The following is a 13,258-nucleotide window of genomic DNA, read 5'->3' as shown; positions in this document are numbered from 1 at the left end:
TCAGGACGTTCGTCACAGGCCGGCCGGCCAGAGCCGGCCTCCTCCTCGTGGCTGGTGCCAGCTATCGGCCGGTGGCGGCCGCAGTGCCCTGGGGCTCTTCAAGAAACAGCTTCATCCGCGTGAGCGCCCGGGCGATGTTCTCCGCTGAATTGGCGTAGGAGAGGCGGATATACCCCTCGCCGAGCGTGCCGAAATCCGGGCCGCCGATCACCGCCACGCCGGCTTCCTCCAAAAGGGCGCTGGCCAGGGGCTTTGCCTGCCAGCCGGTCGCTGAAATGTTCGGGAAGGCGTAGAACGCGCCCATCGGTGTACGGGCGCTGACCCCGGGCAGGGCGTTCAGCCCCTCGACCACCAGCTTCCGCCGCATATCGAATTCGCGCATCATGTCACGGACCGCGTCCTGCGGTCCGGTCAGCGCCGCCAGCCCGGCGAATTGCGCCGGGGCGTTGACGCAGGACCAGGCATTGACCGCCAGCTTGCGCGCCTTGTCGATCAACTGCTCCGGCCAGACCGCGTAGCCCAGGCGCCAGCCGGTCATGGCATAGGTCTTGGACCAGCCATCGAGCAGGATCAGCCGGTCGCGCAGGGCCTCAAAGCCCATCAGCGAGCAGTGTTCCGCCCCGTCATAGGTCATCTGACCGTAGATCTCATCGGAGAGAATGGCGATGTCCGGCCTGTCCGCAAGGCCGGCGACGAGCTTTTCGATCTCGGCGCGCGGGGTGACGCCGCCGGTCGGGTTGGCCGGCGAATTGAGGATCAGCAGCCGGGTTTGCGGTGTCAGCAGTTCAAGGGTTTCCTCTGCGGAAAAGGTAAAGTCGTTGCTCTCGCGGATCGGCACCGGCACGGGCCGGGCGCCGGTGAACTCGATCATCGAGCGGTAGATGGGAAAACCCGGGTCGGGGTAGAGGATATCGACGCCTGGGGCCCCGAACATCAGGATTGCCATGAACATGGTGACCTTGCCGCCGGGTACGATCATGACGTTCTCGGGCGATGCCTCGGCGCCGGTGCGCCGGGCGATATCGGCGGCCACCGCCTCGCGCAGCGGCAGGATGCCGGTGGCTGGCGTATAGCCGTGATGGCCGTCGCGCAGCGCCTTGATGGCGGCCTCGACGATGTGTTCGGGGGTGCGGAAATCGGGCTGACCGATGCCGAGATTGATGATGTCGCGGCCCTCATCGGCAAGCCGGGTCGCCCGGGCCAGCACGGCGAAGGCGTTTTCCTCGCCAATCCTGTCGAACCCTTCGATGGTTGTGAGCATCCGTTCTCCTCCCTTGGCGGCTTTTCGCGCTGTGCGCTTGTTTGCCCCTTGTTACGGTGCCGAAGAGCGGAAGGAAAGCGCCTGGCAATCGACAGGCCGTCCGGATGGGGCCTATGCTGACCGCGCCCGGCGGCGGAACGAGGATGCCATGCCAGTTGCCCATCTTGAGACATCGGTCGGTTTGCTGGAAGTCGAGGCACGGGACGGGGCCATCGTCCGGCTTGGTTGGGAGCGGACCGGGGAGGGCAGGTCCTCGCCGCTGCTGGAGGCGGCGCTATCGCAGCTGGAGCGCTATTTCGCCGGCACGCTGAGGGAGTTCGACCTGCCGCTGGCGCCGGCGGGCGGTGCGTTCCAGCAACAGGTGCACGCGGCCATGCTGGCGATCCCCTATGGTGAGACCCGCAGCTATGGCGAGATCGCCCGGGAGCTTGGCAGCTACGGACAGCCGGTGGGCCGCGCCTGCGGCGCAAACCCCATCCCGATCATCATTCCCTGCCACCGGGTGTTGTCGGCCAATGGTCTTGGCGGCTATTCGGGTGACGGCGGGACGGACACCAAGATCGCCCTGCTGCGGCATGAAGGGGGCTATCCCTTCCTGCTGTAGATCCCCGGCCCGGCGCGCCCCTTTGCCAGGGCTGGCAAAACGCTATAGTGCGGCACAAGATATCTTCCCGGTGCGGTTCGTCTTGAACCGGCGCCGGCCCCGGCTGACCGAAAAGGCTTCAGGTTCGATGACGACTGCAAACGACGGTAAAATCCCCGTAACGGTGCTGACCGGCTATCTCGGTGCCGGCAAGACCACCTTGCTCAACCGCATTCTCAGCGAGAATCACGGCACCCGCTATGCGGTGATCGTCAATGAATTCGGCGAAATCGGCATCGACAACGATCTCCTCGTGGAATCCGACGAGGAAATCTTCGAGATGAACAACGGCTGCATCTGCTGCACCGTGCGCGGCGACCTGATCCGCACCGTCGAGAACCTGATGAAGCGCAAGGGCAGCTTTGACGCCATCGTGGTGGAAACCACCGGCGTTGCCGATCCGGCGCCGGTGGCGCAGACGTTCTTCATGGATGACGATGTGCGCGACAAGGCCAAGCTCGATGCGGTGGTCGCGGTGGTCGATTGCCGGCACGTGCTGCAGCGCCTTGCCGACACGGCGGAGGCGGAGGACCAGATTGCCTTCGCCGATGTGGTGCTGCTCAACAAGACCGATCTGGTCACCGCCGCCGAGCTTGCGGCGGTGGAGGCGCGGATCCAGTCGATCAACCCTTATGCCCGGCTGCACCGGACCGAACGCTGCTCCATCGCGCTTGACGCGGTGCTGAACCGGGGCGCGTTCGATCTGGACCGGGTGCTGTCGCTCGACCCGCATTTCCTGGAGCCGGCCGAACACGCGCATGAATGCGGCCCGGACTGCGATCACGATCACGGGCACGATCATGACCACGGGCACCACCATCATGACCATGATCACGATCACGATCATGCGCATGACGCGCCTCATGCGGTGAAGAGCGTGTCGATCACCGCCGGCGAACTCGACCCGCAGGTGTTCTTCCAGTGGATCGGCAATGTCAGCCAGGTGCAGGGGCCGAACATTCTGCGGCTGAAGGGCATCATGGCCTTCCGCGACGATCCGCAGCGCTATGTGGTGCAAGGGGTGCACATGATCCTGGAAGGGGATCATCAGCGCGACTGGAAGGCGGATGAGGCGCGCGAAAGCCGGTTGGTGGTGATCGGCCGGGATCTCGATTTCGCCGCGCTGGAGACCGGCTTCAAGGCGTGCGAGGCCTGAGCGGGGATGTTGACACTGGCTCCTTATGAGTTCGGCGGCTTCGTCGTTGCCGCCGGTTTTCTCGGGCAAACGCCGGCCTTTGCCCTTGGCGATGGCACGGTGCGTCTCTTCCCGGACGGAGCGGAGCGCTCCGTCGAGGTGCATCAGGGCGGTTTGCTGGCCGCTTGCCGCAGCCAGGACGGCGCGGCGCTGATCACCGGCGGCGACGATGGCCTGGTGCGGCGCACCGCCACCGATGGCCCTGTCGAAACCCTGGCCGAACTGCCGCGCAAGTGGATCGACATCGTCGCCGCCGGCCCGCAAGGCGCGGTGGGGTTCGCCTCCGGGCGAAACGCCCATGTGCGGCTGTCCTCGGGCGAGTTGCGCGATTTCTCGGCCGCGCGGGCGGTTGGCGGGCTGGCCTTCGCACCGAAGGGCTTGCGACTGGCGGTGGCGCGCTACGACGGGGTCACCCTGCATTGGGTGAACACCCAGGCGCCGGCGCAGGAGCTTGCCTGGAAGGGGGCGCATGCCCGCGTCCTGTTCTCGCCGGATGGCAAATACGTGGTCACCACCATGCCGGAAAACGCCCTGCATGGCTGGCGTCTGTCGGATGGTCAGGACATGCGCATGACCGGCTATCCGGGCAAGGTGAAATCCGTCGACTGGTCGGCACGCGGACGCTATCTCGCCACCTCCGGTGCCAACGCGGCGATCCTCTGGCCGTTTTTTGGCAAGACCGGACCGATGGGGCAGCAGCCCTTGCAGCTCGGCACCCGTTCCGATCAGCTCGTGACACAGGTCGCCTGTCATCCGAGCGAGGAGGTGATTGCCATCGGTTATCAGGACGGCATGGTGCTGGCGGTGCGGTTCGCCGATCAGCAGGAGGTCTTGTTGCGCCGACCGGGCCGCAGCGGCATCAGCACCCTCGCTTGGGATAGCGTCGGCGCGCGGCTGGTGTTCGGCACCGAGGAGGGCGAGGCCGGGTTGATCTCGCTGAACGGCTGAATGGCCGGCGGGCGCGCCGGCGACGGGCCATGATCGGGGAGAGGCATTCGTGGATACGCTGAGCAGGATGCGCTGTTTCCTGAAGGTGGTCGATGCGGGCGGGTTTTCCGCCGCCGCGCGCGAACTCGGTCGCTCCAAGGCGCTGGTGTCGAAATATGTCGGCGAACTGGAGGACGAGCTGGGGGCCCGGCTGCTCAACCGGACCACCCGGCAGATCTCGATGACCGAGGTCGGCCATGCCTTCTACAAGGAGGCGAGCGATATCCTCACCCGGATCGACGATCTCAAGGCGTCGGTCCAGAACACCCATCAGGCGGCGCGGGGCAAGCTCAGGATCAGTGCGCCGCGCTCCATGGGCGATGATTTCATCAATCAGGCGGTGATGGACTTTCTGGTCGCCGAGCCGGATATCTCGGTTGATCTGCGGCTGGAGGACCGGTTCGTCGATCTGGTCGAGGAAGGCTTCGACGTGGCGATCCGGGTGAGCGAATTGACCGATTCCAGCCTGATCGCCCGCAAGCTGGCACCGTTTCGCGGGGTGATCTGCGCCACGCCGGCGGTGATCGAACGCTATGGCACGCCTTCCCAGCCGCAGGATCTGGCGGAGCTTCCTTGCATCATCGACAGCAACTACCGGTTCCGCAACAACTGGCAGTTCAAGGGAGAGGCGGGCCGGATCAGCGTGGCGGTCTCCGGCCGGGTCGAGGTCAACAGCGCCCAGGCGGCGCGAGCGGCGGCGCTGCGCGGCCTTGGGTTCTTGCGCACACCGCATCTGTTCGTGCACCGGGACATGGTGGCGGGCGATCTCGTGGAGGTGCTGCATGACCACCAGCACGATGGCCAGGCGATCCATGTCGTCTACCCGCACCGGCGCCATCTGTCGGGCAAGGTGCGGGCCTTCGTCGATTTTCTCTCAGACTGGTTCGCCGCCAAGCGCAAGCGCGGCGAGATCTGCTGAGGCGGTGGCCCGAACCGCCCCGCCGCCTCGTGAAGGCGCGCCTCAGCGTCCGTCCAGACGTTCCCGGGCTATCTGGTCGGCCACCTCCTGGGTCGACAGATCGAGCGCATCCGCGCGTTGGAAGATATCCAGAAGGGTGGTTCCGATGGCGAGTGTCTTGTCGCGTGCGGCGCTGTCGTCACCGCCGGGGCGGGCGAGGGCAATGGAGATCGCGCCACCGGCGTTGATGGCATAGTCGGGGGCGTAGAGGACGCCGCGCTCGCGCAGCATGGTGCCATGGCGGGCTTCGGCAAGCTGGTTGTTGGCGGCGCCGGCGACGATCGGGGCGCCGAGCTCGGGAATGGTGGCGTCGTTGAGACCGGCGCCAAGCGCGCAAGGGGCAAAGACGTCGGCGACAGCGGCATGGGCGCGGTCGGCGGCAACGGCGGTGGCGGAAAATTCCGACACGGCCTTCTCCACCGAGGGCGTGTGGATGTCGGCGACCAGCAGCTTGGCGCCAGCCTCATGCAGGTTGCGGGCAACCATCATGCCCACATGGCCGAGCCCCTGGACACAGACCGTGCGTGCCGTCAGGTCGTCGGATCCGAAGCGATGGGCGAGCGCCGCCTTGATGCCGGTGAAGACGCCAAGCGCGGTATAGGGCGAGGGGTCGCCGAGGCCGTTGGCCGAGGTGCCACGCACATGGGCGGTCTGGGTGGCGATGATGTCCATGTCCGCGCAGGTCATGCCCACATCCTCGGCGGTGATGTAGCGGCCGCCGAGACGGTCGACATGGCGGCCGAAGGCGCGCAGCAGCTCCGGCGTTTTCTGGGTGCGCGCGTCGCCGATGATCACCGCCTTGCCGCCGCCCAGATCGAGACCGGCGAGGGCGTTCTTGTAGGTCATGCCGCGCGACAGGCGCAGGGCATCGGTTTCCGCCTCGGCGTCATTGGCATAGGCCCACATGCGGCAGCCGCCGAGCGCGGGCCCGAGCCGGGTGTCGTGAATGGCGATGACGGTGCGCAGGCCGGTGGCCGCGTCAAAACCGTGCATCACCTGTTCATGACTGTCGAAGTCGGGATGATCGAACAGGGAAACCGGCGCGCTTTGCGTTGGCCGGCGCGACAGCGGAGCGTTCATGACTGTTTCCTCCAGAGCGCGGTCGTACCACCTGGCCGTAGTGGAGACGACTGGCCGGGCGGTCGATGCATTTTATGAAGGGTAATATGCCTCCGATATGGTGGAATATCGCTCTTTTCTGCCGGGATTCACTGGAGATGTAGGAGTAAATCTACTCAAAGCGATGGATTTGACGAAATTCTTCCCTATTCATGATTTTGCATGCGATACCGTGTCGCTTCGCCATGCTGTTGCCGTGAATTGCCGGGACAAACCGGAGGTGCGAGAACCATGGATGATTGCGTGGATTCGCACATTGGAGGCTTGGCTGTCGATGAGGTTTGATTTTGCCCGGGTGATCGTCGCCCTGTTGGCGCTCCTGGTGCCTGGGACACAGGCGCTGGCCCATCCGCATGTGTTCGTGGAGGCCCGCGCGGAGATCGTGTTCGACGAGGCGGGTCGGCTTTCGGCGGTGCGCCATGTCTGGCGGTTCGACGAGGCGTTCACCGCGTTCGCCGTGCAGGGGCTCGATGCGGACGGGGACGGCACACTGTCGCGCGAGGAGCTGCAGCCACTGGCGCAGATCAATGTGGAATCCCTTGCCGAGTATGATTTCTTCACCTTCCTCTACAAGGGCGAGGATGAGGTCGCCTTTGGCGATCCGGTGGAATACTGGCTGGATTTCTACGGGGGACGCCTGACCCTGTTCTACACCTTGCCGCTCAAGCAGGAGATGATCACCGATGCCTCCTCTCTGACCCTTGACGTCTTTGATCCGACCTATTTCGTTGCCTTCGAGATGACCCCCGACACGCCGTTCTCGATGGTGGATGCGCCGGCGACCTGTACGCTGACCTTCACCCCGCCGCCGAAACTCGATGAAGGCACGGCAATGGCGCTGTCGCAGATCCCGGCGACGGAGCGCGAGCTTTCTCCGGATCTGATGCAGGTCACCGAAACCCTGTCCAACTCGGCAAGTGTCGGGTGCAAGTAGGAGTGCAAGCAGGAGCATGACCATGCGCAAGGCCTTCTCCCTCCTGGCGGCAGCCGCTCTGGTCTGCGTCGGCGTCACCGCCGCCGTGGCCGCGCCATCGCCCTTCGGCGTTGGTCTGCCGGAGCAGACGCTGACGCCGTCCGGGCCGTTCGCCGGGTTTTTCGCCTGGGTGGCGATGAAGCAGAGCGCGTTTTATGCCGCGCTCACCGGCGCGCTGAAGGAGATGCAGGCCGATGGCACCGCCGGTTGGTGGCTGATGGCCCTGTCCTTTGCCTATGGCGTTTTTCACGCGGCCGGGCCCGGACATGGCAAGGCGATCATCTCCTCCTATGTGTTGGCCAATGAGGAAACCCTGAAACGCGGCGTGCTGCTGTCCTTCGCCTCGGCCCTGGCCCAGGCGGTGACGGCGGTGGCGGTGATCGGAGTGGCCTCGGTTCTTCTGAAGATGACGTCGATTGCCATCACCGAGACGACACGCTGGTTTGAAATCGGCTCCTATCTGGCGGTGATGCTGCTCGGGGCGTTCCTCGTCTGGCGCAAGATCCTGCGGCCGATGTTCGGCCCGCGCCGCGCCGCCGCGCTCGGTGCCCAGGCGGTGGTCGCCCATGACCACCATGATCACGATCATTCCCACCACGGTCATGACGGTCATCACCATCATCACCATGGGGATCATGCCCATCACGATCATGACCATGGGCCCGGCGAGGTCTGTTCCAGCTGCGGCCATGTGCATGCACCGCCGCCCGCCCTGCTTCAGGGCAAGATGTCGCTGGCCCGCGCCTGGTCGGTGATCCTAGCGGTGGGCCTGCGCCCCTGCACCGGGGCGCTGGTGGTGCTGGTCTTTGCCATTTCCCAAGGGTTGGCATTGGCCGGCGTGGCGGCGACCTTTGCCATGGCAATCGGCACGGGGATGACCGTCTCGGTGCTGGCCATTCTGGCGGTGACGGCCAAGGGGGCGGCGATGCGGCTGACCGACGGTCGTCGGGCGCTGATCCTGCATCGGGCGGTGGAAGGCTTCGGCGCGCTGTTCGTCTTCGCCATCGGGCTGACGCTGTTCGTCGCGGCGGTCGGCTGGGGATAGGCCCGTCTCGCCGGCGGCCCACGAAGGGGGCTTCAGGTTTCTGGAACCATCCCGCGTGCGGCGGCCTGCTCCCGGTGAATGACATAAAGTCCGGCGGCGATCGTCAGGGCGATGCCGAAGGCGGCAGTGCCATCGGGCAGGTCGCGGAAGATCGCCCAGCCGATCAGCGTGGCGAAGGGAATTTCCAGATACTGCATCGGCGCCAACGTGGCGGCCGGTGCCAGGCGCAGCGACCACGTCATCATCAGATGGGCGAGGGTGCCCAGAATGCCGAGGCCGAGAAGCAGCAACGCCTCGCGCATGTCCGGGAGCATCAGCCGCAGCGTGGCGACCTCGCTGTCGCGGGTGAACAAAAGGGCGATGGCAAGCAGAACGGTGGCCATCGCACCACTGACCGCCTGCAGGCCGATCGGATCGGCGATCTTGGCCACGCCGCGGGTCACCAGCATGTAAAGAGCGAACACCACGGCCACCAGCAGTGGCAACAGCGCCGGGGCGCCCACCGCATCGTAATTCGGCTGGATCACCAGAAGCGTGCCGATGAAGCCAATGAGGCAGGCGGCGATCCGGTGCGGACCGACCTGCTCGCCAAGCACGAAGCGCCCCAGCAGAAGCAGCAGGAACGGCATGATGAAGGCAATGGCGATGGCATCGGCCAGCGGCAAGTACCGCAAGGACAGGAACATGGCGCCAATGCCGAGGATCTGCAGCAGGGTGCGCAGGAAGGTCAGTTGCAGCAGGCGCCCGGACAGGGGCAATGGCTTGCCGCTGATCAGGGCGAACGGCAGCAACAGCCCGGTCTGGATGGCGAAGCGGACAAGCAGCAGGAGCGCGAGCGGGATCGTGTCTCCAAGGATCTTGGCGATGCCGTCGCCAAGCGGTGCCAGGAAGCAGAACCCGAGCATGAAAAGGATCCCGGCGAGCGGGCGATCATGTGTCATCAATCAATTATGAAGGGTATTTTCTCTGAATAAAAGCGCTTGGGTTGCATATAGCTATGCGTAAACACAAGGCCGCGCCGCCTGGCCGGCGGCGAGGGTTGCTAGGCGGGGGGAACGGGGGCCCCATCGCGCCCCAGTTCGATCGGTTCGCCATGCGGTGTCGCCTCCGCTGCCCGTTGCCAGGCAAGACGGCGGGCTTCCATCCCGCTCGCCGAGGTGACCTGGTGGCCGGTGACCATCTTCTCCAAGGCCCGCAGCCAGTGCCGGTAATAGCTGTCGCCGCAATCGGGGTCGCCGGCGGCCTGGGCGGCGCGGATCTCGGCGGAAAGCACCTCCGCCCATTGCGACCAGGTGAATAGCCCCTTCTCGTGCAGGGCGAGCGCCATGGCGAAGGCGCGCGCCTCCCAGGGTTCGCGAAACACCGGCTCCGTGCCCTTCTTCGGCATCTGGGAGAAGAGCGCGGCAACCTGTTCGGCGGCGGAGGTCTCAGAGCGGGTCAAGATAAGGCTCCCATAGATCAATTCTCAGGCTGAGGTCTTCGGCGGCATCCGCGCCCCAGATGGCGCGCCCGTCAAAGGCGACGCCGTAGAGCCAGGTCGGGTTTTCACCCCGGCCGGCGGCGCTGTCGTCGGGAAAGACGTGGCAGCCGTGGATCGTCTCGATGATGCCGGTCTGGCCCCGGCAGTAGCGGGGAATGCGGGTGTGCCCCTCCGGATGCATGATCTTCGCGCGCACCTTGTCGCCAACGCTGAACCGGGCCGGTGCGGTGGCCGGCCGGTCGACCGGCCCGCCCTTGGCAAGGGCTGCGTCGACCTCGTCTGCCGCAAGCACGCGCTTGACCGGCCGGCTCTGGCGCAGGCTGCGGCCGGCGGCGATTTCCTCCGGCCGGACCAGATCGCGCTCGGCGAGCAAGGTCTCCAGTCCGGCGAGCCAGATCTCGTAGTAGCTGGAGGCGAGGTAGCGCGCCGGGGGCATGCTTTCGCGTGCGAAGCGCGACATGTCGATGTTCCATTCGCCGGTCGCACCCATGGCCAGGGTGATGGCGAAGGCACGCTTTTCCCACGGCGCGTGGAACACCGGCTTGACCGGTTCGGGTGTGATGGGGCCGAAGCCCATCATGCCGCCAAGGTCCTGGGCGCCGTTCATCGCCCCGTCTCCGCAGCCTGTTGCGGGGGAAGGGCAAGCCCGGTGCCGATCATGCTGTCGCGGGTGACCAGCCGGGCCAGCTCCTGTTCGCTCCAGCCCTCGGTGCCCGCGGGCCGCATCGGCACCACCAGGTAGCGGACTTCAGCGGTGGAATCCCAGACCCGGATGCGGGTCTTTTCCGGCAGGGTGACCCCGAAATCGGCTAGGACACCGTGCGGGTCGCGCACCACCTTGGCCCGGTAGGGCGCGGATTTGTACCAGACCGGCGGCAGGCCGAGCACCGGCCACGGGTAGCAGGAGCACAGGGTGCAGACGATCATGTTGTGCTGTTCGGGGGTGTTCTCGACCGCGACCATGTGTTCGCCCTGCCGACCGATATAGCCGAGCGCGTGGATCGCCGCCGTGGCATCCCGGCGCAGCCAGTCGCGGAACTCCGGTTCGCGCCACGCCTTGGCGACCACATGCGCGCCATTGTGCGGACCGACCTTGGTTTCATAGGTCTCGATGAACCGGTCGAGCGCCTGCGGATCGACATAGCCTTTTTCGATCAGGATCGATTCCAGTGCACGCACGCGCAGTTCCGTTTCGGAGAGATGCGATCCCTCGTGCGAATGCCCATCATGGCTCTCGCCGTCCTGTCCCGGCCCGTGATCATGCGCCATATGGTTTCCTCCCCAAAACTGCGCGCCCCTTTTGCCCGCTGCGCACCTCCCGTGCGACTCGAAGCGGGCAAAAGGCGATGGTCATCAATTCATCGGCGACGTCCGATGTTGCAAAACTCCGCGTTTCGCCATCCTCTCCCTGGCGGTTTTCAGGCCGCGCTGCGCGCCGTGGCGGTCATCTGCGCCCGGGCCGCCTCGCCGAAGGCAGCGAACAGCCGTGCCGAGGCGCTGTCGCTGCCGACCCAGTATTCCGGATGCCATTGGGTTGCCAGCGCGAAGCCGGGATGGGCATCGACGGAAACCGCCTCGATGGTGCTGTCTTCTGCCTGCGCTTCAATGGTCAGGCCCGGCGCCAATGCGCCGATCGCCTGCCGGTGCAGGGAGTTCACCTCCACCCGGGCATCGCCCAGAACCGCGGCAAGCCGGCCGCCGGGAACGATGTCGACGTGATGGGCAAGGGCGAAGCGTTCGTCCATGCTGTCGCTTTCTGGCGCGCGGTGATCCCGCCGCCCGTCGATGTCCTGCACCTCCGATACCAGGGTGCCGCCGAGCGCGACATTGAGCTCCTGCAAGCCCCGGCAGATGGCGAACAGCGGCAGGTGTCGCGCCAGCGCCCGGCGAATCAGCGGCAGGGTGGTGGCATCGCGCCGCGTGTCGAAGGGGCCGTTGCGCTCATGGGCATCGCCGCCGTAAAGCGACGGATGCACGTTGGAGCGTGAGCCGGTGAGAAGCACGCCGTCGACCCGGTCGAGCAGGCTGTCGAGATCAAGCGCGGGACCCAGCGCCGGCAACAGAACGGGCATGGCATCGGCGCCATGCACGAGGGCATCGAGATAGCTGGAAATCGCGGCGTGCCAGTCGAAGCCCTCAATGGGCTTGACGTCCGCACTGACGAGAACGACCGGTTTGCGCATGAGAGCTCCTGTCGGGCCGGAATCGGGAATACAACTTTCGGATAGTATCCTGAATTCTGTCCTACTTCCTCATGGTCGCCCTTGTCTATGCGATCCACATGCGTTTTATATCACAGTCAAGGTGCCGTTTCGAAAGATGGCGCTTGGTTGTGCCGGGCAATCGTCAGAGCTCCGGCAAACGTTTGAAAACACTTCCGGGAGGGGACGTATGGATCGCCGTTCATTTATCAAGAAGGCCGGGCTCGTCGGCGCTGGTGCCGGAGCGAGCGCGCTTGCCGCGCCGGCCATCGCCCAGGGCAACCAGACCTGGCGCATGGTCACGACCTGGCCGAAGAATTTCCCCGGGCTTGGCGTTGGAGCGCAGCGTCTGGCCGACCGCATCACCGCCGCTTCCGGCGGCCGGCTGACCATCCAGGTCTATTCCGCTGGCGAACTGGTGCCGCCGCTGCAGTCGCTCGACGCGGTGATCGACGGTTCCGCCGAGATGAGCCATGGCGCCGCCTACTACTGGCAGAACAAGAGCCCGGCGCTGGCCTTCTTCACCGGCGTTCCCTATGGCATGACCTCGCGCGAGCTCACCGCCTGGGTGCGCTACATGGGCGGCCAGCAGGTCTGGGACGAGATCTACGATCAGTTCGGCGTGCAGGGCTTCCTGTCCGGCGACACCGGGACCCAGGCGGGTGGCTGGTTCCGCGAGGAGCTGACCGGTCTCGATTCGGTCAAGGGCCTGCGCTTCCGGACCCCGGGTCTTGGTGGCCGGGTGTGGGAGAAGCTCGGCGCCACCGTCACCAACATGGCCGCTGGCGAGATCTTCCAGGCGCTGCAGTCGGGCACGCTGGACGCGGCCGAGTTCGTCGGACCGTACAACGATCTGGCGCTGGGCTTCTACCAGGTGGCCAAGAACTACTACTTCCCGAGCTTCGTGGAGCCGGGCCTGGCCACCGAACTGGTGGTCGACAAGGCCAAGTACCAGGCGCTGCCGACCGACCTGCAGGCAATCGTCCGCGATGTCTGCCAGGCGGAATACGATCAGGTCGCTTCGGACTTCTATGCCAATGACCCGCGCGCGCTGAAGACGCTGGTCGACGAGCATGGCGTGATCGTGCGCGAGTTCCCGGCCGACATCATGGAGGCGGGCGCCAAGGCGGCCGAGGAGATCCTCGGGGGCTTGCGCGATTCCGATGATGCGCTGACCAAGAAGACGACGGAAAGCTTCATCGAGGCGCTGAACATCCTGCGCACCCGCACCGAAGGAACCGACGGCGCCTTCATCGAGGCGCGCAAGAAGTACTTCAAGATCTGATCCGGCGCGACCCACGCTGGAAACGGAAAGCCCCGGCCGAAAGGCCGGGGTTTTTTGTTGTCTGAACGACGGGATGTTGCATGAGGCGGGCCGGCGTTTGCCGACCTTGTC

General features: G+C 65.7%; 14 protein-coding genes. 7 read left to right on the top strand and 7 right to left on the bottom strand.

Annotated elements, in window-relative coordinates; genetic code table 11:
* Positions 1-61: 61 nt before the first annotated feature.
* The gene (locus IEV83_RS17980) at positions 62-1,261 is read right to left on the bottom strand and encodes a pyridoxal phosphate-dependent aminotransferase (RefSeq protein ID WP_181760581.1); all 1,200 of its coding nucleotides are present in this window, start codon (positions 1,259-1,261) and stop codon (positions 62-64) included.
* Positions 1,262-1,409: 148 nt separating this feature from the next.
* Between IEV83_RS17980 and IEV83_RS17975 the strand changes: the two genes are divergently transcribed.
* The 4 genes from IEV83_RS17975 to IEV83_RS17960 all read left to right on the top strand — a co-directional run bounded on the left by IEV83_RS17975 (position 1,410) and on the right by IEV83_RS17960 (position 5,005).
* Entirely contained in the window at positions 1,410-1,865 is a 456-nt protein-coding gene (locus tag IEV83_RS17975; protein ID WP_181760580.1) for a methylated-DNA--[protein]-cysteine S-methyltransferase, read from the top strand.
* A 127-nt stretch (positions 1,866-1,992) separates the two neighbouring features.
* Entirely contained in the window at positions 1,993-3,060 is a 1,068-nt protein-coding gene (locus IEV83_RS17970; protein ID WP_181760579.1) for a CobW family GTP-binding protein, read from the top strand.
* A gap of 6 nt (positions 3,061-3,066) precedes the next feature.
* Entirely contained in the window at positions 3,067-4,047 is a 981-nt protein-coding gene (locus IEV83_RS17965; protein WP_181760578.1) for a WD40 repeat domain-containing protein, read from the top strand.
* A gap of 49 nt (positions 4,048-4,096) precedes the next feature.
* The gene (locus IEV83_RS17960) at positions 4,097-5,005 is read left to right on the top strand and encodes a LysR family transcriptional regulator (protein WP_181760577.1); all 909 of its coding nucleotides are present in this window, start codon (positions 4,097-4,099) and stop codon (positions 5,003-5,005) included.
* A 42-nt stretch (positions 5,006-5,047) separates the two neighbouring features.
* Here IEV83_RS17960 and IEV83_RS17955 read toward each other — a convergent pair whose 3' ends face one another.
* Entirely contained in the window at positions 5,048-6,124 is a 1,077-nt protein-coding gene (locus tag IEV83_RS17955; RefSeq protein ID WP_181760576.1) for a Leu/Phe/Val dehydrogenase, read from the bottom strand.
* A 313-nt stretch (positions 6,125-6,437) separates the two neighbouring features.
* Here IEV83_RS17955 and IEV83_RS17950 point away from each other — a divergent pair, with 313 nt between their 5' ends.
* Both IEV83_RS17950 and IEV83_RS17945 read left to right on the top strand, forming a co-directional pair.
* A complete protein-coding gene (locus tag IEV83_RS17950; protein WP_181760575.1) occupies positions 6,438-7,097 on the top strand; it encodes a DUF1007 family protein in 660 nt (219 codons plus the stop codon).
* 16 nt (positions 7,098-7,113) lie between these two features.
* On the top strand, positions 7,114-8,181 hold the full coding sequence (locus IEV83_RS17945) for a nickel/cobalt transporter (RefSeq protein WP_181760574.1): 1,068 nt from the start codon (positions 7,114-7,116) through the stop codon (positions 8,179-8,181).
* Between the two features lie 32 nt (positions 8,182-8,213).
* Here the strand turns inward: IEV83_RS17945 and IEV83_RS17940 are convergent, their stop codons facing one another.
* The 5 genes from IEV83_RS17940 to IEV83_RS17920 all read right to left on the bottom strand — a co-directional run bounded on the left by IEV83_RS17940 (position 8,214) and on the right by IEV83_RS17920 (position 11,844).
* The gene (locus IEV83_RS17940) at positions 8,214-9,122 is read right to left on the bottom strand and encodes a DMT family transporter (RefSeq protein WP_181760573.1); all 909 of its coding nucleotides are present in this window, start codon (positions 9,120-9,122) and stop codon (positions 8,214-8,216) included.
* A gap of 101 nt (positions 9,123-9,223) precedes the next feature.
* The gene (locus IEV83_RS17935; protein ID WP_181760615.1) at positions 9,224-9,568 is read right to left on the bottom strand and encodes a nitrile hydratase accessory protein; all 345 of its coding nucleotides are present in this window, start codon (positions 9,566-9,568) and stop codon (positions 9,224-9,226) included.
* Positions 9,569-9,608: 40 nt separating this feature from the next.
* Positions 9,609-10,268, bottom strand: a complete 660-nt coding sequence (gene nthB, locus IEV83_RS17930) for a nitrile hydratase subunit beta (RefSeq protein WP_181760572.1) — start codon at positions 10,266-10,268, stop codon at positions 9,609-9,611.
* The gene (gene nthA, locus IEV83_RS17925) at positions 10,265-10,930 is read right to left on the bottom strand and encodes a nitrile hydratase subunit alpha (protein WP_181760571.1); all 666 of its coding nucleotides are present in this window, start codon (positions 10,928-10,930) and stop codon (positions 10,265-10,267) included. The genes nthB and nthA overlap by 4 nt, the downstream gene beginning before the upstream one ends.
* Before the next feature lie 149 nt (positions 10,931-11,079).
* Complete coding sequence (locus IEV83_RS17920; protein WP_181760570.1) at positions 11,080-11,844, bottom strand: gamma-glutamyl-gamma-aminobutyrate hydrolase family protein; 765 nt, start codon at positions 11,842-11,844, stop codon at positions 11,080-11,082.
* Positions 11,845-12,052: 208 nt separating this feature from the next.
* Between IEV83_RS17920 and IEV83_RS17915 the strand changes: the two genes are divergently transcribed.
* Positions 12,053-13,147 carry a TRAP transporter substrate-binding protein gene (locus tag IEV83_RS17915; RefSeq protein WP_181760569.1) on the top strand — a complete coding sequence of 365 codons (1,095 nt, stop codon included), beginning with the start codon at positions 12,053-12,055 and terminating at the stop codon, positions 13,145-13,147.
* Positions 13,148-13,258: the final 111 nt, after the last annotated feature.

The sequence above is a fragment of the Stappia taiwanensis genome (assembly GCF_014635285.1).
Taxonomy (GTDB): Bacteria; Pseudomonadota; Alphaproteobacteria; order Rhizobiales; family Stappiaceae; genus Stappia; species Stappia taiwanensis.
Note: the sequence above shows the minus strand (reverse complement) of the source record. Positions and strands in the feature narration are given on the sequence as shown.